General features: G+C 35.1%; 16 protein-coding genes. 8 read left to right on the top strand and 8 right to left on the bottom strand.

Annotated features, from left to right (window positions below; all coding sequences use genetic code 11):
• Positions 1 to 6 precede the first annotated feature (6 nt).
• Positions 7 to 486, bottom strand: a complete 480-nt coding sequence (locus AC1RRN_RS15955) for a DinB family protein (protein WP_492968243.1) — start codon at positions 484 to 486, stop codon at positions 7 to 9.
• A gap of 212 nt (positions 487 to 698) precedes the next feature.
• Between AC1RRN_RS15955 and AC1RRN_RS15960 the strand changes: the two genes are divergently transcribed.
• Complete coding sequence (locus AC1RRN_RS15960) at positions 699 to 4,757, top strand: T9SS type B sorting domain-containing protein (RefSeq protein WP_492968244.1); 4,059 nt, start codon at positions 699 to 701, stop codon at positions 4,755 to 4,757.
• Positions 4,758 to 4,859: 102 nt separating this feature from the next.
• Entirely contained in the window at positions 4,860 to 5,906 is a 1,047-nt protein-coding gene (thiL, locus tag AC1RRN_RS15965; RefSeq protein WP_492968245.1) for a thiamine-phosphate kinase, read from the top strand.
• 112 nt (positions 5,907 to 6,018) lie between these two features.
• On the opposite strand, the gene AC1RRN_RS15970 is transcribed toward thiL, so the two are convergent.
• The 5 genes from AC1RRN_RS15970 to AC1RRN_RS15990 form a co-directional block, all read right to left on the bottom strand.
• Positions 6,019 to 6,717, bottom strand: a complete 699-nt coding sequence (locus AC1RRN_RS15970) for a response regulator (protein WP_492968246.1) — start codon at positions 6,715 to 6,717, stop codon at positions 6,019 to 6,021.
• The gene (locus tag AC1RRN_RS15975) at positions 6,707 to 8,740 is read right to left on the bottom strand and encodes an ATP-binding protein (RefSeq protein ID WP_492968247.1); all 2,034 of its coding nucleotides are present in this window, start codon (positions 8,738 to 8,740) and stop codon (positions 6,707 to 6,709) included. The genes AC1RRN_RS15970 and AC1RRN_RS15975 overlap by 11 nt, the downstream gene beginning before the upstream one ends.
• Before the next feature lie 118 nt (positions 8,741 to 8,858).
• Entirely contained in the window at positions 8,859 to 9,110 is a 252-nt protein-coding gene (locus AC1RRN_RS15980; protein WP_492968248.1) for a hypothetical protein, read from the bottom strand.
• A gap of 173 nt (positions 9,111 to 9,283) precedes the next feature.
• The gene (locus tag AC1RRN_RS15985) at positions 9,284 to 10,093 is read right to left on the bottom strand and encodes a LytR/AlgR family response regulator transcription factor (RefSeq protein ID WP_492968249.1); all 810 of its coding nucleotides are present in this window, start codon (positions 10,091 to 10,093) and stop codon (positions 9,284 to 9,286) included.
• 200 nt (positions 10,094 to 10,293) lie between these two features.
• Complete coding sequence (locus tag AC1RRN_RS15990) at positions 10,294 to 11,832, bottom strand: glycine--tRNA ligase (RefSeq protein ID WP_492968250.1); 1,539 nt, start codon at positions 11,830 to 11,832, stop codon at positions 10,294 to 10,296.
• 161 nt (positions 11,833 to 11,993) lie between these two features.
• On the opposite strand from AC1RRN_RS15990, the gene AC1RRN_RS15995 reads away from it, so the two are divergent.
• Entirely contained in the window at positions 11,994 to 12,344 is a 351-nt protein-coding gene (locus AC1RRN_RS15995) for a ComF family protein (protein WP_492968251.1), read from the top strand.
• Between the two features lie 14 nt (positions 12,345 to 12,358).
• The gene (locus tag AC1RRN_RS16000) at positions 12,359 to 12,613 is read left to right on the top strand and encodes a ComF family protein (protein WP_492968264.1); all 255 of its coding nucleotides are present in this window, start codon (positions 12,359 to 12,361) and stop codon (positions 12,611 to 12,613) included.
• A 105-nt stretch (positions 12,614 to 12,718) separates the two neighbouring features.
• Here AC1RRN_RS16000 and AC1RRN_RS16005 read toward each other — a convergent pair whose 3' ends face one another.
• The gene (locus tag AC1RRN_RS16005) at positions 12,719 to 15,394 is read right to left on the bottom strand and encodes a zinc-dependent metalloprotease (protein WP_492968252.1); all 2,676 of its coding nucleotides are present in this window, start codon (positions 15,392 to 15,394) and stop codon (positions 12,719 to 12,721) included.
• Between the two features lie 195 nt (positions 15,395 to 15,589).
• On the opposite strand from AC1RRN_RS16005, the gene AC1RRN_RS16010 reads away from it, so the two are divergent.
• From AC1RRN_RS16010 to AC1RRN_RS16025, 4 genes are all read left to right on the top strand, one after another.
• The gene (locus AC1RRN_RS16010) at positions 15,590 to 16,519 is read left to right on the top strand and encodes a bifunctional riboflavin kinase/FAD synthetase (protein WP_492968266.1); all 930 of its coding nucleotides are present in this window, start codon (positions 15,590 to 15,592) and stop codon (positions 16,517 to 16,519) included.
• 118 nt (positions 16,520 to 16,637) lie between these two features.
• Entirely contained in the window at positions 16,638 to 17,075 is a 438-nt protein-coding gene (locus AC1RRN_RS16015; protein ID WP_492968253.1) for a hypothetical protein, read from the top strand.
• 171 nt (positions 17,076 to 17,246) lie between these two features.
• On the top strand, positions 17,247 to 18,335 hold the full coding sequence (gene bioB, locus AC1RRN_RS16020; protein WP_492968254.1) for a biotin synthase BioB: 1,089 nt from the start codon (positions 17,247 to 17,249) through the stop codon (positions 18,333 to 18,335).
• An 81-nt stretch (positions 18,336 to 18,416) separates the two neighbouring features.
• A complete protein-coding gene (locus AC1RRN_RS16025) occupies positions 18,417 to 19,283 on the top strand; it encodes a cupin-like domain-containing protein (RefSeq protein ID WP_492968255.1) in 867 nt (288 codons plus the stop codon).
• A gap of 58 nt (positions 19,284 to 19,341) precedes the next feature.
• Here the strand turns inward: AC1RRN_RS16025 and AC1RRN_RS16030 are convergent, their stop codons facing one another.
• A complete protein-coding gene (locus AC1RRN_RS16030; protein WP_492968256.1) occupies positions 19,342 to 24,405 on the bottom strand; it encodes a DUF8693 domain-containing protein in 5,064 nt (1,687 codons plus the stop codon).
• Between the last annotated feature and the right edge of the window lie 438 nt (positions 24,406 to 24,843).

Consider the following 24,843-nt stretch of genomic DNA (forward strand, 5'->3'; position numbering starts at 1 on the left):
ACTGATTTATCTTTCCCAGAAAAAAGGCGGTTCAATATTTAAAGCTCTTAAATACACATAACCTTGTCCACGGTGATGCACTTCATTATCAATAAAATATAAGATATTCTGAATAATCGGGAATTCATACTGACCAAAAAGATTAAAGGTTTCATTAAAATCTTCAATACTTAATTTCTGCCAATATTCATTGATTTCTGCTGTTGCTTCATCCCATTTTTCAAGATATTGCGCTTTAAAAATCAACTTTTCAGTTCCTTCTGTATAAGGCTTACTGTCTTTGTTCACAATTCCTTTTAATGCAGGAGCTCCAATCGCCAAAAGTTCATCGGCTAATTTAGAAAAAGGACGCATTCCCGCGATCGAAAATTCGAAGAAATCTTTTTCAGGAAAAGCTTCAATCACACGTCTTGTAAGGGCGCGATGTCCTTGCCAGTGTTTCAATAAATCTTCAGGAGTAATTACTTGGGCTGCTAGTGTTTTCATAATTTTAAAGTTTTAATTATTTAATACTTCAAAAGTATTGAGGGTCGGTGACAACAGTTTGTCAGCAGGAAAAATTATTTTTTACAGATAGTATTAATTATATTCAAAATAATAAATCAAAATTACCTTAAGAACATAAAACATTGAAATTCATTGTGTTGTAAGTAAAATCATTCGTATCTTTAGAAACCCAAATTAATAAAATCAGAATTATGAGAACACCTCTATTTCTACTTTTATTATTTTATTCGACTATAGGTACATCGCAGGGAATCATAGTCGACACTACAAACTTGAGTATACCCCAACTGATTCGCGAAGAATTAATGCAGAACGCCTGCGCAAACGAAAGCAACTTTAAATTCTCATCACATCAGGGTATTGGTAAGTTCAATAATACTGATCCGAACTTCCCCATTTCAAGCGGAATTATTATTCGGAACGGAATTGCAAAATATACCGAAGGAATCTATACGGGAGCCAATGAAAGTAGTCAATTGAACACTGCCAATGATAGTGATTTACAAACTATAAGTGATGAAAACGGACAAGTTGTTCCTATAACGGATGTTAGTTTTATTCAATTTGATTTTACTCCTCTTTCTACCAATTTTAGTTTTGACTTCCTTTTTGCTTCCAATGAATATGGAGAATTTCAATGTGGCTTTAGTGATGTTTTTGCTTTTATACTGACTGATTTAACAACTGGAATTTCTACCAATCTTGCCGTGGTTCCGGGAACAACTATGCCAGTTTCTGTCAAGAATATTCGGGACGAACAATATAATTCTTCTTGTTTATCTGCCAATGCAAATTTGTTTGACCGTTATAATGTAAACAATCCGGGAGAATCTGCCATAAATATGAGGGGCGAAACTAAAATTTTAACAGCCTCATCGACTGTAATTCCCAATAGAACTTATAGCATCAAACTGGCAATTGGCGATTATCACGACAGCGGTTACGATTCGGCAGTTTTTATAAAAGGCGGCAGTTTTATAACTGCTATGGATTTAGGTCCGGACAGAACTATTTGCGAAGGCGAAAACATTATACTCCAATCCGGGCTTACAGGTAATTATGACTATGTCTGGACTTTGGATGGTACAATAATCGCAGGACAAACAAGTAATTCTTTGACTGTTACTAAAGCAGGAACTTATGGGGTAACGGCTACACTTTCTGGTTGTGTCATTAAAGATGAAGTGGTCATATCAGATTTAGTAATTAAATCTCCACAGAATTTAATCGCTTGTTATAACGGAAACGCCACTTATCAATATGACTTAACACAGAATAATTTGAGCACATTAGGACTTAATTCCTCAGAATATTATCTCTTGTATTTTGATTCTCTGGCTGCTGCTAATTCAAATGGGCCAGCAATTCCGAATAATCAATTGACTACCTATACCAGTACTGGCAATCAAACGATTTATATAAAAGCGGTACATTTTTCAAACGCAAATTCTTTATGCAATAATTTACTTCCGTTTGATTTATTAGTTACAAATCCGATTAATGCTATAAAACCACCAGATTTGACTTTTTGTGACACGAGATCAGGAAGAGTCTTAATAAATTTAACGGTACAAGAAACAGCAATCCTTAATGGATTAAATGCGTCAGATTATAAAATTAGTTATTACAGAAGCCAAATAGACGCCGGCAGTGCGACTAATCGAATACAAGACCCAACGGAATTCATTACTACTTTATCTCAATCTCCGCAAAGAATCTGGGTAAGAATAGAACATATTTCAAGCTCGATTTGTTACACGACAGTCGATTTCAATATAACCATTAATTCACTACCTACGGTCGACGATATTCCGGATGTTATTGCCTGCAACAGTTACACACTACCACCAATAATAGCCGGAAATTATTATACGGGTCCGGGTGGAACAGGAACAAAATTGAATGCAGGAGACGTTATTACCAAAGGTGGTGCCTATTACATTTATAGTGGTCCAAATGCTACAAACAATTGTACCAATGAAAATTTCTTTAACGTAATCCTTATTTACGAATTTGATTTTCCAAAAGAAGCTTGTGGCCAATACATTGTTCCCACAGTAGTCGCTGGCGGTTTTTTTACAGAAGCAGGTGGACGTGGAAATCCTATTCCGGCTGGAACTTCATTTACAACAGATCAGACTATTTACTATTACGCCGTAATCAATGGTGTTGTTTGTCGTGATGAACCCGTACCTTTTATCGTTTATCCTTTACCTCTAATTGATAAGCCTGCCAATGTGGTGACTTGCGATTCTTTTGTTCTTCCTTCTTTAACAAACGGTAATTATTATACATTATCAGGAGGTTTAGGAACTCGTTTAAATTCCGGAGAAATTATAACAGCAACTCAAACACTATTTGTTTTTGCCAATGATGGAAGATGTACCAATCAACATTCCTTCAAAATCGATATTATTAATTCGGCGACGTATATTCCAATTACTGAATGCGGAAGCTACACTTTACCTAATGTTTCTATTGGCGGATATTATGACAGTCCTGGCGGACAGGGCAATAACATTCCGGCGGGAACAAATATTACCAGTTCGCAAACGGTATACTATTACGCTGCTACCTCAACCGCACCAAATTGCACCAATAATCTAAAATACCAGATTACTATAAAACCACTTCCGTCAGTAGATAAACCCGGCAACAGACTGGAATGTCAAAGTTACCTGTTACCGCCTTTAGTAAATGGCAATTACTTTACCGAAACCAATGGTGGCGGACTTCCATTAAAAGCAGGCGATGTCATTACTAAAACACAGACTATTTATATTTATTCCGTTGGAACAGATTGCACCAATGAGCATAGTTTTGTAGTCGAAATCAGGCCGCGCCCTCCCGTTGATAGTTTTACAGATGTTGTTACCTGCACTGATTTTAAATTACCCAAATTAAAAAATGGAAAATATTACACCGCCAGCGGAGGCCCTCATGGTTTGGGAAATCAAATTGCTGAAGGCACTTCTATAACTACCAATCAAACTATTTATATCTATAACGAATGGGCAGATTTCACAAATTGTCAAAATGAAACTCTTTTTAAAGTTAGTGTTAATGGATTAGATGTTGGTAATTTTAATAATGTAAATGTCTGCGACAGCTACACACTACCGCCATTAAAACTAGGTAATTTTTATTCACAACCGGGAGGAAAAGGGCCAATTATTCCGGTTGGAACTGTTATAAGAGCCTCACAAATCATCTACGTGTTTGCCATTACAGGAAATCGACTGACTTGTTCCAGCGAAAAGAATTTTGCAGTTACCATTTCTCCAACACCTATCTTGGCCAGCACCCCTGATATTGCCATTTGTCAAAGCTATACATTGCCTCCTTTATCAATTGGAAATTATTATAGCGGTCCTAATGGAACCGGAACGCTCTATTTGGCCGGACAACAAATAAACACAAGTCAAAAAATGTATATTTATGCTGCAGCTCCGGCAAATCCTGCTTGCAATTCACAAGATGATTTCAATATTACCATTTATCCGTTAAAAGATTTAACCTTAGAAGACAGAATAATCTGTGTCGATTATCAAACAGGAAGTGTACTTCGATCAGCCCAATTAAATTCAGGACTTAATCCGGATATTTACACAATTGACTGGTTTTTAAACGGAAACAAAATAAGCACGGGACCCAATTATACGGCAATTCAGGAAGGAACGTACACCGTTGTTAGTACTAAAAAAACACCCAATATTGGTAACGATTGTGGTTATAATTCCGCCATTGTTACGGTCACAAAATCCAGTCCCGCAATTGCAACTGTTGCTGTAACTGATTCTTTTGAAGACACTATTGACATTATTGTAACACTCACAAACGGCTTTGGAATCTATGAATATCAATTGGATAATGGTAATTTTCAAACCAACAATGTCTTTTCTAATGTCGATTCGGGAGAGCATGTTATTACTGTAAAAGATATCAAGGGAAACTGTGATGACCAGATTCTAATTGCCAAAGTACTCAAATACCCCAAATTTTTCACTCCAAATAACGATGGTTACAATGATACCTGGAATATTCCTGATCTCGCCTTTCAACCTGATGCCTATATAAATATATTCGACCGTTATGGCAAATTCCTAAAACGGCTAAGTCCTGCAGGTCCTGGCTGGGATGGTTATTACAACGGAAATCCGCTTCCTTCTACTGATTATTGGTTTCAGGTTTTTTATATCCAGGATGGAATAAATCAGGTTTTCAAAGCACATTTTAGTATGAAACGATGATTTTGCGTTTCTACAGATAATTTGGTCGTTGTGTTATTCATCGGGATTAATACATAAAACCTTTGTACCTTTGCGGCTTAGAAACTTTGGAACTTAAAAGAAATGATCGAAGATAAAAATCCACAACGTACCAGTATAGCGCAATTAGGCGAGTTTGGTTTAATAGAACATTTAACCAAAAATTTTGATGTTACTCAGGAGTCGACTTTAAAAAGTATTGGCGATGACGCTGCTGTCCTTGATTTTAAGGATAAAAAAGTAGTCGTTTCGACTGATTTACTGATCGAAGGGGTACATTTTGATTTGGCATACATGCCTTTAAAACATTTAGGATACAAATCAGTAGTAGTAAATCTATCTGACATTTGTGCGATGAATGCCAGACCAACTCAAATTACGGTTTCTGTGGCAGTTTCTAACCGTTTTCCGCTAGAAGCCTTAGAAGAACTTTTTGAAGGCATTACACACGCTGCAAAAGAATATAAAGTGGATGTTATTGGTGGTGACACAACCTCATCGCAAAAAGGATTAATTATAAGCATTACTGCAATTGGTGAAGCTAATGAAGAGGAGATCGTTTACAGAAATGGGGCTAAACAAACCGATTTACTTGTTGTAACCGGTGATATTGGTGCAGCTTATATGGGATTACAGGTTTTAGAACGCGAAAAACAGGTTTTCCAGGTAAACCCTAACAGTCAGCCTGATTTAGATATGTACAGTTATTTGATCGAACGTCAGTTAAAACCGGAAGCGCGAAAAGATGTTCGTACCTTATTACACGCTCTCGAAATAAAACCAACTTCGATGATCGATATTTCTGACGGATTGTCATCAGAAATTATTCATTTGTGCAAACAATCAAAAGTGGGTTGCAATTTATATGAAGATAAATTGCCTTTAGATCCTCAGTTTATTTCAACTTGCGAAGAATTTAATATTGATAGTACAACAGTAGCTATAAACGGTGGAGAAGATTACGAATTGTTATTTACAATTGACATTAACGATTTCGACAAAATAAAAGGAAATCCAAACTTTTCGATTATTGGACATATGGCAGATGAAAGCGAAGGAATCCATTTGGTAACACGCGCCAATACTAAAATTGCTTTGAAAGCTCGCGGTTGGGATGCTTTAAGTGAATAATCTTAGCATTAAATCGCAGGTAACTGCATGATAAAAAATATCCCAACAGATTTTACGAAACCCGTTGGGATATTTTTTATTAAGTAGAGTTCTTAATCTAAAATCTAAAATTTCAAAAAAGTCCTTTGCTTTTAGCTTCTTTGATTAATTCTTCATCAGAACCCGATTTTATTTTAAGCAATTCTTTTAAATTCACTTTTCGTTTTTCAATCGCATTCAAAGAAATCGGAATATATTGCGGCATTTCTGTAACGGGAGTTTGTTTTGATAAATGAAACAGAATCTGCTTATCGAATTCATCAATCTCTATTGAATTATGTGCCGACTGGTTGAGCATTTTCACAACAGACTGGCTGTAATATTTTTCATTTTTCATTACTTTATCAAAGGCAAAAAGCAACTCATCAAAAGTAAGGTCATTTTTAATTATCAAACCATTTGGGTTTATAGTTCTGATAATCGTTTTTATTTTCAGTAATTCTGTATACATCGTTAGCAAAATAATCTTGCAATGAGGCATTTTTTTCATGATAAGTTTAGCCAGATCTTCTCCTGAAAAGATATCCTTTTCTTCATAAGCCGGCATGCTTATATCTAAAAAAGCCACTTCAAAATTTGGGGCTGCTTCGTCTTCAATTATATCATATCCTGACCTGCAATCATACGCCTGAGAAATAGCAAAATCATATTCCTTCGGGTTATATCGTGTAATTGCATTTTTATATCCCTCAATTATAAAAGGATGGTCATCAACAATTAAGATATTTCGGCTTATTAAAGGCGAAATCGGAGTTGTTAGGTTAAATGTCATTCTTTTGTAAGTTTATTTTTTGATCTATTGGGACTTTAATGGTGAGAATTGTTCCTTCTCCTTTGGCAGATTTTATCGTAACTGTGCCCTTACACTCTTTTGCCCGGTATTGAATATTATGTAATCCTATACCGTTTTTCGTTCTTTTGGTATTAAAACCATTTCCATCATCTGAAATCGACAAAATTAAATAATCAATTTCACTTTTAAACTCTACTGTAATGGTATTAGCGTCAGCATATTTATTACAGTTTTGAAGCGCTTCCTGAATAATTCTGTATAAATTAATTTTAACTATATTACTTACCAGCTCCCATTTTATATGAGGGTCAAAACAAGTAATTAATTTAGAATCGTAGATGTTTTGTTGATTTTCAAACAATTTGTTTAAAATCGCGATAAAATTATTAATTAATTCTGATTTTTCTCTATTTAAATCGTGCGAAATTTCGCGAATGTCTTCTTCAATATGTTTTAGCTCTGTTAAATACTTTTTTCTTTTTTGAGTCGCTTGTACTTCATCTATTTTATCTAAACTATCCAGACTAATTCTCACACCAAACATTCTGCCCAAAACTCCGTCATGAAGTTCCTGAGCAACTCTTTTCTTTTCTTTAATTCGGGTCATCTCAATATCATTTTGCTGAGAGATCATCAAATTATAAATATCTTCGTTCGCAATTTGTTGTTGTTGCTTAAAAAGTAATTCCCTGTTCTTTGCTTGCTGCGTTTTATAAACATAGAAAAACAAACCTAACAAGGTACAAATACTAAAAACATATACTAAAGCCCTGTTTTTTTCCTGTAGATTCGAATTTTGATCTTTTATTTCGTTGGTTTCATATTCGATTCGGGTAAACTTGTCTCCCATTTGGCGTTCTCCTTTCTGAAGACTGTCATTAATGCGAATATATTCCTCAGAATAGAGAGATGCTTTTTTTGGATCAACCAAAGCCAGCTGTTTCAAAGACTGCAAAACATTTCTCGAATTATTCATTTTTTTGGATTCCCGAAGAGATTCGATAGAAAATCTTATTGCATTGGCCGTATCTTTATTAAAAGCATAGAATTCAGAAAGATGAAGTTTATTAGAAATCAATCCAGTAGTAAGTTTTAGACTGTCTCTAAATTTAAGCGATCTGTAAAACATGTCTGGAAGATCTTTTTTTTCTAAGAGCTTGAATTTAGCGTACGCCAAATTATCAATTAGCATGGCATATAAAGATGGCTTATCTGTTTTTAAATCCTTCTCTTTTAAAGCGTTTTCATAAAAATACTTGGCTTTTCTATAATTTTTAATATTATTATATACATATCCAATATTATTTAACGAAGTTGCTTTTGATTGAAATTCAGCAGGTATTACTTTACGATCAACACTTAAAAGTGCTTTATTATGAAATTCCAGCGCTTTATCATATTCCTCCAAATCGTTATAAATCGCACCCAGCAAATTATAGGATTCGTACACAATTTCAGCATTTTTCTGGGTGTCTAAAACTTTCATCACATTAAAAACGGCTTTTTCGCTTCCTAAAAGATCCCCTTCTGCATATTGCAGATACGCCTTGCTTAAGCGCGTTGTCGCCAAATTCGAATTATCTTGTAACTGAAAATAAATTTTTTCGGCTTTGAAGTAAAACATGTAGGCGCTGTCAGAAATTGCACGACTGCTATAATAATCGCCCAGATACGTATATGATTTTGCAATAAAAACAGAATCTTTGGCTGCTTGCGATCTGTTTAAGGCTACAAGAACTGTTCTTTTAAAGCTATTCCAGTGGTTATTATTATAAAACCGGTTCGCAACTTTAAAAAGATTTACCCGATTTAAAGAATCATTAGTCTGATTCGATACTAATTCATAGGCCCTTTCACTGTATTTGATTTTATAATCCAGTGGTAGCTTATCATCTTGGGCTAATGACAGATAAATTTTAAGACTATCCTTTACAGATGAAGAGTCATCATTCTTGTTTATTTTCTCAGTGCAACTAAGAAAAGACAATATGGAAAAAAACAATATGAAGTAATTTTTTCTCAATGATGTTTTACAATTTCATCAAAAATAGCAAAACTATTGACACAAAAAAAGGTTGCCAATAGATTGACAACCTTTTTGTTTTTATAATGTAAATTTATTACAAATCTAATTTTTTATTTCCTCTAACGATACTTCCGTTAATGTCTAATTTTTCTGTTACTCCGTGAAAATCACGCTTTTTGTTTCCTCCAACAATACTTCCATCAGGTGGAATGATATTTTCTTGAGCTATAGTAGTTTTATTGTCCTGAACTGAAGCATCTTCGTTTATAGATAAAGATTGAGGTGCAAAAGAAGTTGCTACCATTACTAAAGAAAATAATCCGAATGTTAAAGCTGTCTTTTTCATAATCATGAGGTATTTTTATTGATTGTTTGTTTTTGGAGTCGATTCTTTGGGTAGAATCGATGATGTAAAACTAGTTACGGAATCAAAAAAAACAGATATGAAAAATGCGGTTTATGGTAGAACATGCCCAAATGATAGTCAATGGGCGTTAATTCGATGTAAACGTCTAATTTTTAGACTTCTATATAATTTCCTGCTGCGAAATTGGCGATAATTATATCGACATTTGATTTATAGGTTTTAGAAAATGGAATCTTTTTGCTAGCGTTTTTTATGTAACAAACTGAGTTCCCGTTATGAATTCTCGCAATATAATTTTGATTAATGATATAACTGTTATGAATTCGGATAAACGGATGGGATAAAATACTCTCAAAATGCTTTAAAGTTTTAAAAGCAGTGACCATTTCGCCTGAATTAAGATAAATATCTGTCGAATTATTATCGGCCTGAAAATAGGCGATATCTGCTGCATTTAGATAACGATAGTCACCATATGATTTAATACATATAATTAAGGGCTTTTCGACAACATGTAAAACTTCTGACTGAGGAATTACAGCAGAAACAATTTCACTCACGATTTCTACAGTATTAGCCTCTAAAAATGCCTTTTCTAATTTCAAAGTCGTTTTAAGTAAGTCAATAGAGGTTACAGGTTTTAATAAATAATCAAAAACACCATATTGAATCGCTTCAAAAGCCAGCGCTTTTCTTGTAGTAGTAATTATAATTTTAGGTATTACGGACAAATATCTGTACAATTCATTGATGAACGCAAGCGATAAATTGCTGGATAAGTCTTCCGGGTCAATTTCTAAAAAAACGAAAGAAGGTTTATGTTCTAAAACTAAGTGCAAACCATTTTGATAATTAGTCGCCGATGCCACAAAAGTTAATTCTGAAAAACCTTCTGCAATTGTTTTGGTTCTCAAAATACTTTCAGCAGCATCATCAATTATGATATAAGAATACTTTTTCAAGTTTAAATTTATGTTTTACGGCCAATTAAATTTACGCATTTCTGTTTTCTAAACATTTCATTGTTAATACATTAAATAAAAATGTTAATATATTAGCGATGAAATGCAAAAAAGTTCGACGAAATGCACTTTCCAAAAATAAAAAAATCCCAAACTCCAGCTAAGGAATTTGGGATTTATATAGTGTTAATTAAAAAAAATTACATTTTCATTAACCAGTTTTTCATCGAAACTTCGTTTTCAATAATACCTCTCAATTCAGAAATTTTCACACGATCTTGTTTCATTGTATCTCTATGACGAATAGTAACTGTTTCATCTTCGATCGTTTGGTGATCTACTGTAATACAAAATGGAGTTCCAAGAGCGTCTTGTCTTCTGTAACGACGACCGACAGCATCTTTTTCATCATAGGCCACATTGAAATCCCATTTTAAATCTTCGATGATTTTTTTAGAGATATCAGGCAATCCATCTTTTTTAACCAACGGTAAAACGGCAGCTTTTGTTGGTGCTAAAACAGCTGGTAATTTTAGTACTGTTCTTGTAGATCCATCTTCTAAAACTTCTTCTTGCAACGATGTTGCAAAAACAGCTAAAAACATACGATCCAGTCCTACAGAGGTCTCTACAACATACGGAACGTAATTTTCATTCAATTCCGGATCAAAATATTGTAGTTTTCTACCAGAATATTGTTCGTGCGCTTTTAAGTCAAAATCGGTACGCGAGTGAATTCCTTCTAATTCTTTAAATCCGAATGGGAAGTTGAATTCAATATCAGCAGCCGCATTTGCGTAGTGTGCTAATTTTTCGTGATCGTGAAAACGGTAATTTTCTTTTCCTAATCCTAAAGATAAATGCCAGTTTAAACGTGTTTCTTTCCAGTAGTGATACCATTTCATTTCTTCTCCCGGACGCACAAAAAATTGCATTTCCATTTGTTCGAATTCACGCATACGGAAAATGAATTGTCTTGCAACAATTTCGTTTCTAAACGCTTTACCCGTTTGAGCGATTCCAAAAGGAACTTTCATACGACCTGATTTCTGTACATTCAGGAAATTGACAAAGATACCTTGTGCCGTTTCCGGACGTAAATATAAATCCATTGCAGAATCTGCAGAAGCTCCTAATTTAGTTCCGAACATTAAATTGAATTGCTTTACGTCTGTCCAGTTTTTAGAACCTGTTTCAGGATCAGCAATTTCTAATTCTTCTATTAAAGCTTTTACGTCCTGAAGATCATCAGTCATTCCTTTTGCAAGCCTCGATAAAATTTCTTTATACTTCGAAAGATATTCTACTACACGCGCATTTGTTGTTACAAATTCTTCTTCATTAAAAGCGTCTCCAAAACGAGCTCTTGCTTTTTCAATTTCTTTTTGAGCTTTTTGATTGATCTTTTCAGCATGATCTTCAACTAAAACATCAGCTCTATATCTTTTTTTAGAATCTTTATTATCAATTAACGGATCATTGAAGGCATCAACGTGGCCTGACGCTTTCCAGGTTGTTGGGTGCATTAATATTGCAGCATCAAGGCCGACAATATTTTCATTCATCTGAACCATTGATTTCCACCAATATTCACGGATATTCTTTTTTAACTCGACACCATTTTGTGCGTAATCATACACTGCACTCAATCCATCGTATACTTCGCTTGACGGAAATATAAATCCGTACTCTTTTGCGTGCGAAACCACATTCTTAAATAAATCTTCTTGTTTTGCCATAGTGATGCAAAAATATAAAAAGTACGTTTAAAAAAAAGAAAAATTATAAAGATTGAAGGATTGATTTCGTTAGTTTTGTAACTAAATTCTTTCTATTTGTGTTTAATTACCTTATTAACCTGTTTTTCCCCAAAGTTTGTGCTGCATGCCATACACTTTTAATGTCCAATGAAGATATAATCTGTACACATTGCCGTCATGAAATGCCTCTTACTCAATATCATTTAGACACCAAAAATGAAGCTGTAAAGAAATTCTACGGTAAAATTGAGATCCAGCATGCTTCTGCCTTTTTATATTTCAATAAAAAAGGAATGATACAGGAACTCATTCACAATCTAAAATACAAGGGTCGTGAAGAGATCGGTTTTGTTTTGGGAAATTGGTATGTAGAAGATTTAAAAGGATTGAATTTAGAAATTCCTTTTGATGTTGTAATTCCGGTTCCGCTACATAAAAGAAATTCAGGGAACGCGGTTATAATCAGGTCACCACTTTTGGAAAAGCCTTAGCCGAAGGTTTAAACATTACTTTTGATGATACTGTTTTATACCGAAAGAAATACTCCAAAACGCAGTCGAAAAAAAATCTGTTAGGAAGATCAGAAAACATCGAAAATATATTCGACGCTCATTTTTCTGAAGAAAATCAAAACAAACATTTTCTAATTGTCGACGATGTCCTGACAACCGGAGCTACGCTTGAAGCCTGCTCCCGCGCCTTACTAAAAATTCCGGGAACGAAAATTAGTATTGTTTGCATGGCTATGGCGAATTCTTAGGAATGATTAGCCACAGATTTAGCGGATTCAAACAGATTTATACAGGTTTTATTAATTGTTAATCTGTGTCAACCCGTTTAAATCCGCTAAATTTGCGGGCAAAAATTAATTCACCACAATTTTCTTAACCGTTCTTCTGTCTCCGTCAACAACGGTTACCAGATAAATTCCGGCAGAAACATTTTGCAATTGAATATTCTGATTGAAGTTTGATGTACTCTCAAAAGTGTTTTCATAAACTTTCTTACCTAAAATATCATGTACAAAAACTTTAACTCCGGTATTGGATTTACTTTCAAATTGAATGCTAAAACTTCCTTTGTTTGGATTTGGATACAATACAAAATCGATATTTTCAAAATCAGGCGTACTCAAAGTATAGGTTTGTCCGCAAATATTTATAGAAGCAGAATTTAAAGTTCCGAAATTTCCAACAACAGCATCACGAACTCTTAAAGTCCATGTTCCTGCAGCATTTTGCCCGTTAAAAGCACTTAATAAATCAACCGGAATAACAATTTGTTCTGTCGTTTGGTTGCAATCTAAAGCAGCACCGGAATCATTAAATTGCATTGCTAAAGTTGAATTTGTCGACCCGCAATTTTTATTAAACAATCGCACAATAGTTCCTTGTGGGCTTACCATTTGAATTTCAAGATCCGAAAATTTTGCATGTGTCACATTAACCGCAACATCTACATCTGAAACAGTTGCTGTAGATGCAGGAACAGTAATCGTTCGGGTTACAAAAGTTGTGGTATTCGGAATTGAAAAAGAACTTCCAAAACTATACGAATTACAATTTATTGTTGAAGTAAAACCTACCGCAAATGGTTTGCTGTTTACTGCATAGTAAATATTTGCTGTTGGCTCTATAAGGATTCTGCAATTTTTAGACGAAGGCACACTTGTTGGAAGCGTGATTGTCTCAGAACCGTCATTTGGCGTATTAGCCGCCAAAATTATCGGAAAGGTCAAACCACCATCTGTAGACAATTTGATATTGACTGCCGTTGAACCTTCTAAAGTATTGGTACTATTTACACTCCATGTTACCGTTTCGCTTAATCCCTGCCACCAGCTAACTCCATCACTTACGTGTGAAGTTACTGCAAATGGTCCTGCAAAAGAAGCTACATTTACAACCATAGCATCGGTGTAGGTTTGCGCTGCTCCGTCGGCAGCATTATCTCTTCCTGTTAAGGTAAAATGCAACGTTCTTCCAATAGAAGAAACAGATTCCCAGGTTGTAGTCAATTTATTTTGAAGTACTGAACTGAAAGCTGGCATATAACGAACAGCTGAACTATTTGGAACGACTGATCGAAACAGAGGTCCGTCAGGTTTTGTTGGATACGCAATACTATTTCCGCCAGAGGTTGTTGTGGCATTATCGTTTTCTTCCCAATTATAGGTTATCGAATTACCTTCAGGATCAGATCCTGTGCCTGTTAAAACAAAAGCAGTACTAATTGGAATCGTATAGTCAGGACCGGCACTAATTACTGGTGGATTATTAGTAATAGCTGTATTTACCGGACAACTTTTCCCTGCAAGAGTATTTTGAATTTGTAAAATACTTACATAAGCAAAATAATCATCAGAAGCATTTTGAATATCATAATCGCCTGTTACACCGGCATAAGCCATAATAGTAGAACCACTTCCGGGCTCAACATTTACATTAGTTCTTTCGGCAGCATCATAAGAAAAAGTGTGGTTTGCTCCCAATTGATGCCCCATTTCGTGGGCAACAAAATCAATATCAAAAGTATCGCCCTGCGGTTTTCCGTCTGAAGGTGACGTATAGGCACTTCCTTTTGCTAATGGATTATTTGTTGTTGGATTTGTACAAACACAACCTATACAACCTGCATTTCCACCACCGCCCGAAGCGCCAAATAAATGCCCTAAATCATAATTCCCATTACCAATTACATTGGTTAATGTGGTTTGCACTTCCTGATTCCAGTCACCATCAGCTCCGGTTGAAGCATTAGAATAAGGATCTGTAGTAGCATCTGTATAAATTACGGCATCATTATTTGCAATCAAAACCACTTTTACGGCCAAATCTTTATTAAAAACACCATTTACTCTCGTCAAAGTCGCATTCATTCCGGCCAATGCACCTGCTTTTGTCCCTCCAAAATAAGTTGTATATTCTGCCGTACACGACAATGCCAGACGCATTGTCTTAAATATTTTTGCATTTGAAGCCGCCTGTACCGTTTTTGCAGTAGTATTTCTATCAGAAATTAAATCGGTCGTTTTGCAAACAAGTCTTCCGGAATTATCGGTATTTGTAGACGTAAACAAAACATATTCTGTTTTATCTTCTGGATTCCCTTCTATATATTCTGTTGGCTTATCTGCTCGCAGAATCATGGTTTGCAGCCCAATAGGCGAAACGCTAAAGTGTATTTTTGCCGATTTATCATCTAAACCACTTCCTTCATACGCTCTTATTTCAGGATATTTTGCTTGTAGCTCAGGTTCGAAATTAGACGATTCCCAAACTTTAAAACGCTCTAAAACACCATTAGAATTTGGGACGGTGATTTCAGAAGTGATTGCTTTTGAAGCTTTTCCAGTTGTTGCGGCAAGTTTGCTTTTTAAGAAATCAGAATTCAGTTTATAGTATAATTTTTCTGAATCAGATGAGTTTAGCCTCTTATTTAAAGTAGAGTTTGAGGTTGTTTTTTGCCATAAATCATCATTTTGAGCGTGAATCTTGACACAACAAAAAATAACAAATAAAAAAAGTAGTGGTTTTTTCATACTCAATGGTATTTTGAAAAATCAAAATTAAGAGAATTAAATCAATTTCTTACATATAAACGACATTTAATCCTTTTTAGTCGACCAGTCAGCCGTTTTTCACTAAAAAGAACCAAAATGGTATCAAAAATCAATTATGCGTTGGTAAAATTTCAAATAGATAGTATAAATTTGCACCATCTTAAATTATTTGTTTTGAAGCTCTTTCATTCTATAAACGATTTCCATTCGACTAAGAAAACGATTTTAACTCTTGGCACCTTTGATGGTGTTCATATTGGTCATAAAAAAATTCTGGAACGAATTACTCAAAACACTGAAAACGGGAAATACGAAAGTTTAGTTCTTACATTTTTTCCGCACCCAAGAATGGTTTTACAGGAAAAATCAGAAATTAAACTTTTAAATACCATTTCTGAAAAATCTAAACTTTTAGAACAAACCGGAATTGAAAATCTTGTCATTCATCCTTTTAACGAAAGTTTTTCAAGATTAACTGCCGAAGAATTTGTGCATTCCATTTTAGTAGATCAATTTCATATTCAGAAAATAATTATTGGACATGATCATCGTTTTGGAAGAAACAGAACCGCCAATATTGATGACTTAATTGCCTTTGGTGCAGAATATGGTTTTGAAGTGGAGCAAATTTCTGCACAGGAAATTCAGGATGTTTCTGTAAGTTCTACCAAAATCAGAAAAGCCCTAAATGAAGGACATATGAAATTGGCCAACGATTATTTGGGATATAATTACTTTTTAACCGGTGAAGTTGTAAAAGGAAAACAATTAGGAAGAACTATAGGTTTTCCCACAGCAAACATTCACATTGAAGAAGATTATAAATTAATTCCGAAAAATGGTGTTTATGCCGTAAAAGCCTTAATTGGTCAAAAAGAAGTTTTTGGAATGATGAATATTGGTTTTAATCCGACAGTAAACGGAGAAAAACAAACAATCGAAGTGAATCTTTTTGATTTTGATGCTAATATTTATGGCGAAAAAATCGAAGTTTCATTATTACATTATCTTCGTGAAGAACAAAAATTTGGTTCGGTTGATTTACTAAAAGCCCAATTAAATCAGGATAAGACTGATGCTTTGGCTTTTATTTGTGAGCTTTAGGAAGCTTTCGAACATACTTTTCTTCAATTTTAAATCATCGTAGTTATTTTTTTAGTAAATTTGATATACAACTCTGTTTGTCAATCATTTACTATTAACTTCTTTAAAAATAACCACTATGAATTTACCTAAAGAAATTACCAACGGTTTTTTGATTTTCCTCGGAATAGGCATTTATTTTTTATTAATGAATTTATTAGGACTTGCAGATTTGTTTTACCTGCGTACCCTAAATGTGTTTTTTATATTTTATGGGGTAAACAGAACCATGCAAATGAACCTTCGCGAAGGAGAGACCAACTTTGTATCTAATGCAGTGTCAGCAATGACAACTTCTGTAGTTGGTGTATGCATGAGTGTTTTTGGATTACTAGTTTATAGTTATGCAAGAGGTGGAGATTCTTATGTGCAAGGCTTATCAGAAACATTTATGTTTGGAGGAAATCCTTCTGTACCAACTTATTGTATCTGTTTGCTTTTTGAAGGAGTCGCATCATCAGTAATTGTCACCCTAATGATGATGTTATACTGGAATAATAAATATGCAGCCGATTAATTTTTTTAAATAAATCGGCAATTTAAACACTCTAAAGTCATGAAAAAGTATAATTCTATGATTTTAGAGTGTTTCTTTTTTGAAAATAACTGTCAAATATTCATTTACAGAAATACACATTGGTTGATTAGAACAATTTAACTACTTTTGAAGCATCAAAAAATTGCATCGATGAGCATTACAAAACACAATTGGACAAAAGACGAAATAATCGCCATATATAACAAACCTATGATGGACCTGCTATATGAAGCAGCCACAATTCATAGAGCAAAACACGATCCTAACGTAGTTCAGGTATCTACTTTACTATCTATTAAAACCGGAGGCTGTCCTGAAGATTGTGGTTATTGCCCACAAGCTGCACGTTACAACACTGGCGTTGAAGGAAATGACTTAATGAGTGTTAGCCAGGTAAAAGCTCAGGCTTTGCGCGCTAAATCAAGCGGATCTTCTCGTGTTTGTATGGGAGCTGCCTGGAGAAACGTAAAAGATGGTGAAGAATTCGATCAGGTTTTAGAAATGGTTCGTACCATTAATAAACTTGATATGGAAGTTTGTTGTACACTTGGGATGATTACTGAAAACCAGGCACAACGATTGGCAGAAGCAGGATTATATGCTTACAATCATAATTTAGATACTTCTGAAGAATATTATAAAGATGTAATTTCTACTCGCGGTTTCGAAGATCGTTTACAAACTATCGAGAATGTTCGTAAAACGAATGTTACGGTTTGTAGTGGAGGAATTATTGGAATGGGAGAAAGTATTGAAGACAGAGCCGGAATGCTTGTTGCACTTTCGACTTTAAATCCTCAACCAGAGTCTGTGCCTATTAATGCATTAGTTGCTGTTGAAGGAACTCCGATGGAAGAAGAAAAACCAGTAGAAATCTGGGAAATGATTCGTATGGTAGCAACAACCAGAATTGTAATGCCAGATACTCAGGTTCGTTTATCAGCAGGAAGAACTAATATGAGTCGTGAAGGACAGGCAATGTGCTTTTTCGCTGGTGCCAATTCTATTTTTGCAGGCGATAAACTACTTACAACTCCAAATCCGGATGTACACGAAGACATGAAAATGTTTGAAATGTTAGGATTGATTCCGCAGAAACCATTCGTTAAGGTTTCACAACCACAAACAGTTGAAGCAGCCGATTCTCAGTTTGCTCCATTAGGCGAAAAACCAAAATGGTCAAGACCTGGTCATACGATTGAAAGAAATCTTGAAGCTTCGATTAAATCAAAAATTTAATTAAATGAGTTAATAAATCTCGAAAAATATTTTTAAATTGCTTATAACCTGCGTTATAAGCAATTTTTTTATTTAATAGAGATGAATTTAAAACAAATCGAAAGGGTAAAAAAGATCTCAAAAGCTGATTTTATTTCCCAATACGTCAAAAAACAAATACCAGTTGTTATCGAAGAGCTGACAGAAGATTGGCCAGCTTATCATAAATGGAAATTATCCTACATCAATGAAATCGCCGGTGATACTGTCGTTCCATTATACGATAACAGACCCGTTAATCATGAAGATGGTTTTAACGAAGCGCATACTAAAATGAAAATGAGCGATTATATCACTCTTTTACAATCCAAACCTACAAACTATCGTATTTTCCTTTATAATTTAATGAAGGAGGTCCCAACATTAAAAAACGACTTTTTATGGCCTGACATTGGATTAAAACTTGTTAAGCAGATGCCAATGTTGTTTTTTGGCGGACAAAACTCAAAAGTATTCATGCACTTTGATATTGATTATTCTAATATACTGCATTTTCATTTTCATGGGGAAAAACAATGCATGATCTTTCCTCCTGATCAGTCAAAGTATATGTATAAAGTGCCTCATGCATTGATTTCGAGAGAAGACATTGATTTTGATGATCCTGATTATGAAAAATTTCCTGCCTTAAAAAATGCTGAAGGTTATATCACCAATCTTAAACACGGTGAGATGTTGTATATGCCCGAAGGATATTGGCATTACATGAAATATTTGACTCCGGGATTCTCCATGAGTTTACGCGCTTTTCCAAAAAACATTACCAATTTATCCAAAGCTGCTTATAATGTTTTTATTATGCGCCATTTTGATATTATGATGCGAAAATTTAAAGGGCAAAAATGGATTGATTATAAAAATGAAAAAGCGATTCAGAATACCAATGAGAATTTAGCAAAATCGGCTTAATTCAAATAAAAAAAGCAGTTGAAATCAAGGTTCAACTGCTTTTTTTGGGATTTAAAACCTAAAATACGGTTTTGGTATCTACCACAAAACCATTCTCTAAAATTGTTTTAATCAATAAAACCTGATTTGAAGATTGCAAACTGGATATTTGCAACTCCATTGCGTTAATTTTCTTTTTATGGTAAAGAAGCTTTCCTGTGACATCAAAAATGGAAACTTCGCTAATATTTTCTATGGTTGATGTCACTTTGATAGTTTTATCTTTTACAGAAACCAAAACAGCCTGTTGTACATCTTCAAAATCAACTGTTCCCAATGATTTATTAGTATAACGCAATACAAAGCGATCATTAAAAGTTCCTATTGCTGTTGCGAAGGTGTAATCGCTACTTCTTAAATCATGAATAGAATTGGTTACTTTATCTTCTAAATAAATAGCCTGATTAGTTAGCTTCCCATCAGCCTGATCGATAGAGATGGTGAAATTTCCATCAATAGCACTTCTGTATCCTAATGGTACAGTATCAGTATCCAAAAAAGGCACAGCACGACCCTGAATTACTAATTTACTACCATTATTTAAACTATAAAAATCCAAATATTTATTTGCATCAAAAGTGACACCATCGTATCCTCTATCAGTGTCATTAGTTGCTCCTCCAATGTATCCAACAAGAGTCTGCTTAAAAGCGCCTTCGGTATTGGAGAGATTAAGCCATAAGCGATTTTTTTCTATAATCGTTGGTTTCGAAGTTTTCGCTGGTTTAAAAAACTGGTTGTTTGCACCAAAACGCATTGAATTAGTAAACGTTATTGTACCAGGTAATCGCATACCAGCGAAAAAACCTTGTCCAGCCGCTATTTTACCATGTGGTGGGTCATTATTGTTTCCTGGAGCTGATGTTCCGGTTAATGCTGCCTTTTTGACTACAATACCACCAGTTAAATTATAACTTGCATAATCATTTACGTTATATCTATAATAGCCTCCTAACGTTACCGGAGTATTATGTGTCCAGAAATACAAGGTTCCCACCAGAATTGGATTGTCTTCAATAAATTGATCTGCATCTAATGCTGATGGATATGGGTTTCCGATTAGGTAATATTTACCACTATCAAATGTTTCAGTGGTCACATTTCCATTATTAGGCACACCACTAAAAGAAGCTGTGTAATCTGCCCTGTTGATATTAGAATAATTTTCCGGACCACGAATTATATAACCTTTGCCAACAACCATATTTGTATTTCTATCTGTAGCCACCCAACCTGTTCCATCAAATCTAAAATACTTGTTATACTCCGTTAATGGTGAAACACCAATGAGTTTTTGTGGGCTAACAGGGGTGGACCAATATACAAAATCGGCCTGGCGAATTTGCGGACTTGTTCGCTTATAAGTAATATTTCCAGTATTAACAACATTGTTTTTTTGTATTAAACTTGCATTATTTTCGAATATTAGTTTCGCATTTGTTCCAGATTCGACTATTACTTCATTATCGATAAATAATGTATGACCAGACTTTATTGTCACTTCTTTCCCTGCATTTACTTTACAGGAACAACCCGATAAATCACCTGTTGATTCATAATTACTTGCAAACTCTATAATGTCAGAAATTATAGGAGTACTACCTTTTGACCAAGAAGTTCCATCCCAAATATTTGTCTCTGGTGCTTTTATCTCAATATTTACCGTTGGTGGTGACGGACAATTCGCACCTTCCTGTATCGTAAAACTATAAGTCCCAGGAACTAAATTAGGAACGGTAAAATTAGCTGTTGAGCCAGAATAATTCTGAAAAACTGTACCGTTATTTTGTGTAATTTGCCATGCTGCAGTAGGTAATCCACTTAAATCTATACTTCCTGTTGCACTAACACATGTTGGATGTAGCACTGTATCAATAATTGGCGTACTTAATATCGAATTTACCTTTATTGTACCAATAGCATTTACTATTCCACAACCACCTGTTAAAGGTATACTATAATTAAATGTACCGGGATTTGTTGGTTGACCTGTGATAGTGATAACATCAGATGACCAACTCGCCGTAACCCCTGGCGGTAAATTTGACGGTGTACCAATTCCGGTTGCTCCAGTTGTGTTATGTATTATATTGGGCATGATTGCATTATTGCAAATTATTGGTGATGACGATGCAGCATCTACTGTATTATTTTCTCGTACTATAACCGGATAAGTATCTATAACTGCGTATACTGTAGAACAAGCTGGTGAAGCAGTTACAGTAATTGTTAGTGTAATTTGTTTTCCGGCATCTGCTGCTGCAGCTGTGTAAGTTGGCGTTAATGTTGTCGCTCCCGAAATTGTTCCTGCACCATTATGTGTCCATAAAATAGTCCCATTTGTTGCATTAGCTTCACCTACACCAATTGTCATTGCTCCATTAGCACATATACTTTGAGACCCTGATACTGATACAGTTGGTGCTCCCTGAATATTTACAGTATAAGTAGCCGTTGCAATTTGTGGCGCACATGAATTAATACTTGTAACTGTCATCGTTAAAACAACAGTTCTCGCAGTTCCACCTAAAGTTGGGGTATAAGTAGGTGTTAATGTTGTATCATTAGTTAATATCCCGCTACCATTAAATGTCCACTTAATAGTACCGTTAGTTGCTGCCGCTCCACTTACCATTACAGATTGATTAGAACATATCGTTTGACTACCACCGGCGGTCGCAGTTGGCAAGCCCTGAACTGTAACTGTTGCCGGTGTCGAATTGGAACTACTACACCCTCCTGAATTAACTACTTTTACAGTATAATTCCCCGCAGCTGTCACATAAATACTTTGTGTTGTTTCTCCGGTAGACCAAACATTACCTGAAGAAGCACTAGAAGTTAGAGTAACACCATCTGTTTGACAAATTACGGATGGGGTTGGAGAAATACTTGGTGCAACAGGTAAAGATGACGTTGTTCTGGAAGAAGGAATCCCAGCAGTATAACCACTAGACCCACACCCATTATTAGCTCTAACTCTATAATAATATTGCGTTCCTGCTGTCAAACCAGTAAAAGTATAAGGGCTTGCTGTTATTCCATTAAAAGTTTGAGTAGCTGCCGTAGCAGGAAAACCACTATTTGTAGATATTTGTACCGTATAATCTATCGCTAATGCTGAACCAGTCCAGGTCATTGTAAACTCTGTACAGAAAACTGTAGTTGTTGAAGCACCAACTCCCGTAGGAACTGAAGGATTTGAATTAGAAGTTTTTATAGAAACTGGAGAGCCATTAGTAAAACTGCTGTTACCGCAACCATTTACAGCTCGAACCCTGTACCAATAATCTGTATTAGGAGTCAGGCCAGTTACTGTGTAAGGTGAAGTTGTAATACCAGTAAATGTAACTAAACCTGTGGTAAATCCAGCATTTGTAGCTCGTTCGACCACATAACCAGACGCACCTGCAACAGCATTCCATGTTACATTAAACTGTAAACACTGAATACTACCAGAACCTACACCTGTTGGAGCGTTTGGAGCAGTATTTAAAGTAGTAACTGTTGGACTGGCTCCAGTAGCATTTGTACTTGAACCACAACCGTTTACAGATCTAATTCTATACCAATATTGAGTATTTGCAGTTAAGCCTGTTATTATATATGGTGAAGTTGTAATTCCTGTAAATGTAATTAACCCTGTAGTAAAACCCGAATTAGTGGCTCTTTCAACAGTGTAACTCGTCGCCGCTGGAACTATATTCCAATTTAAAGTGAACTGTGTACAACTATTTCCAGAAGTAGTAATTCCTGTAGGCGTGCCAGGAACCACTGCAGTTGCATATGTTATGGTATTAGAATTAGCACTAACACAGTTACCGTTAAATGCTCTTACTCTGTAATAATAAGTAGCATTACCCAAACCTGTTACATTAAATGTTAGTACATTTCCAACATTTCGAGCACTATAACCTGTTACAAAAGTGGCAAAAGTATTTACCGTAGATACATCAAGCTCATAATAAGTAGCACCAGCTACAGCTTGCCAATTAGCCGTAATCTGATTACACGTTGCACCGGTTCCTGCTAAAGCTATCGGAGCTGTGCCTGATGAATTTACAGTAACAGTAGCCAAATTATTAGAGTTAATAGCTGAAGTACAATTTTCAGAAGCTATTACGCTTGATCCAGAAGTTAATGCTGTAATTGTTATAAATCTGCTTCCCACAGTTGTAAAACCTGTCGCAACAAAGGTTCCTGTACCGGAAACTGTAACATTCATTGGAGCTGGTGTCTGTGCAACACCTTGGATTTCATAAGATACTGAATAGAGCCCAACAGGTAATATCCCTGTCAATGTAATTTCTGAAGAAGTTCCTGAGCAAACATTAACAGCTGATGCCACTGTACTGGTCAAACTATAAGTAGGACAAGTATAAGATATTATAATTCTTCCTGCTCCCCCCGCTCCTCCTGTTCTATTCGAACCAAAAAAGAAAGAAGTTCGTGATCCACTACCCCCACCTCCAGGAGCAGTACCCGGATTACCATTATTTGTTGTCAAAAAAGTATTTATTGGTGTACCACCTGCACCTCCTCCATTTGCTCCAACACCACCAACACCTGAACTAAGAGGAGTTCCGTCATCATCAGAAGCACCTGTCGCTCCATTCCCTCCATTTCCTCCGGCAATTCTTGTAGTTCCCTGAGATCCTGCAACTGTTCCTCCACTTCCGCCAAGAGGAGTTCCTCCAGAGATATTTCCAGCACCTCCAAAACCACCTGCAGCATAAATAAGTCCCGTGTATCCTGTAATTGTAGAAAACCCTCCCGCATTTCCATTATTAGCCAAAACTCCTGTACCACCTGCACCCACTATAATGGGTAAACTAGCTCCGGAGGGTATTGTTAATGTAGCACTTGCAAAAGCTCCTCCGCCGCCTCCGGCACCCGCTCTCGCCCCATCAGAATTTGTTGTTGATCCTCCTCCTGCTCCTCCTGCTCCCCAAGCTTGCACAGTAAGTGTAGTTATCCCGGCCGGACTAACGAATGTTGAATTTCCAGGATTTGAAAAAGTCGTAGATTGTCCGTAAAAATGTAAGGGTAAACAAACCAATAAAATGAGTAATTTTTTTTTCATAATATGGTATTTTAAATCGTTAGAAAATTAGATTCAAACTCAAATGAAAATTATTTTTTACTATTTAAATACCATAGCAATGACACGGGAACATACAAAAATGTAGTCCAGAAACATGTTAAAAAAGAGTGATTAAAAAATATTTCTTTTCCTTAAAAGTGGTATTTAAATTTAACTAATCAATATTTTTAATAGACTTGGGAATTCTAAAAAGTATTTTTTTTGGCTTGTTATTAATAATTCTAATGATCATTTAATGATTTTTTACAAGCTCAAAATACCATAAAAATAAGATACATCAATTTACAAAATTTTATATAAACACCTAAAAAACAGCTTATTATAAGCTAAAAATCTTACGTTTTTAAGTAATTTCGCATAAATATATTTTTTTCATGTAGTTCATCATTTAAAATATGTTGATCATCTACACAAAAA

Source organism: Flavobacterium sp. GW821-FHT11G01 (assembly GCF_058808175.1).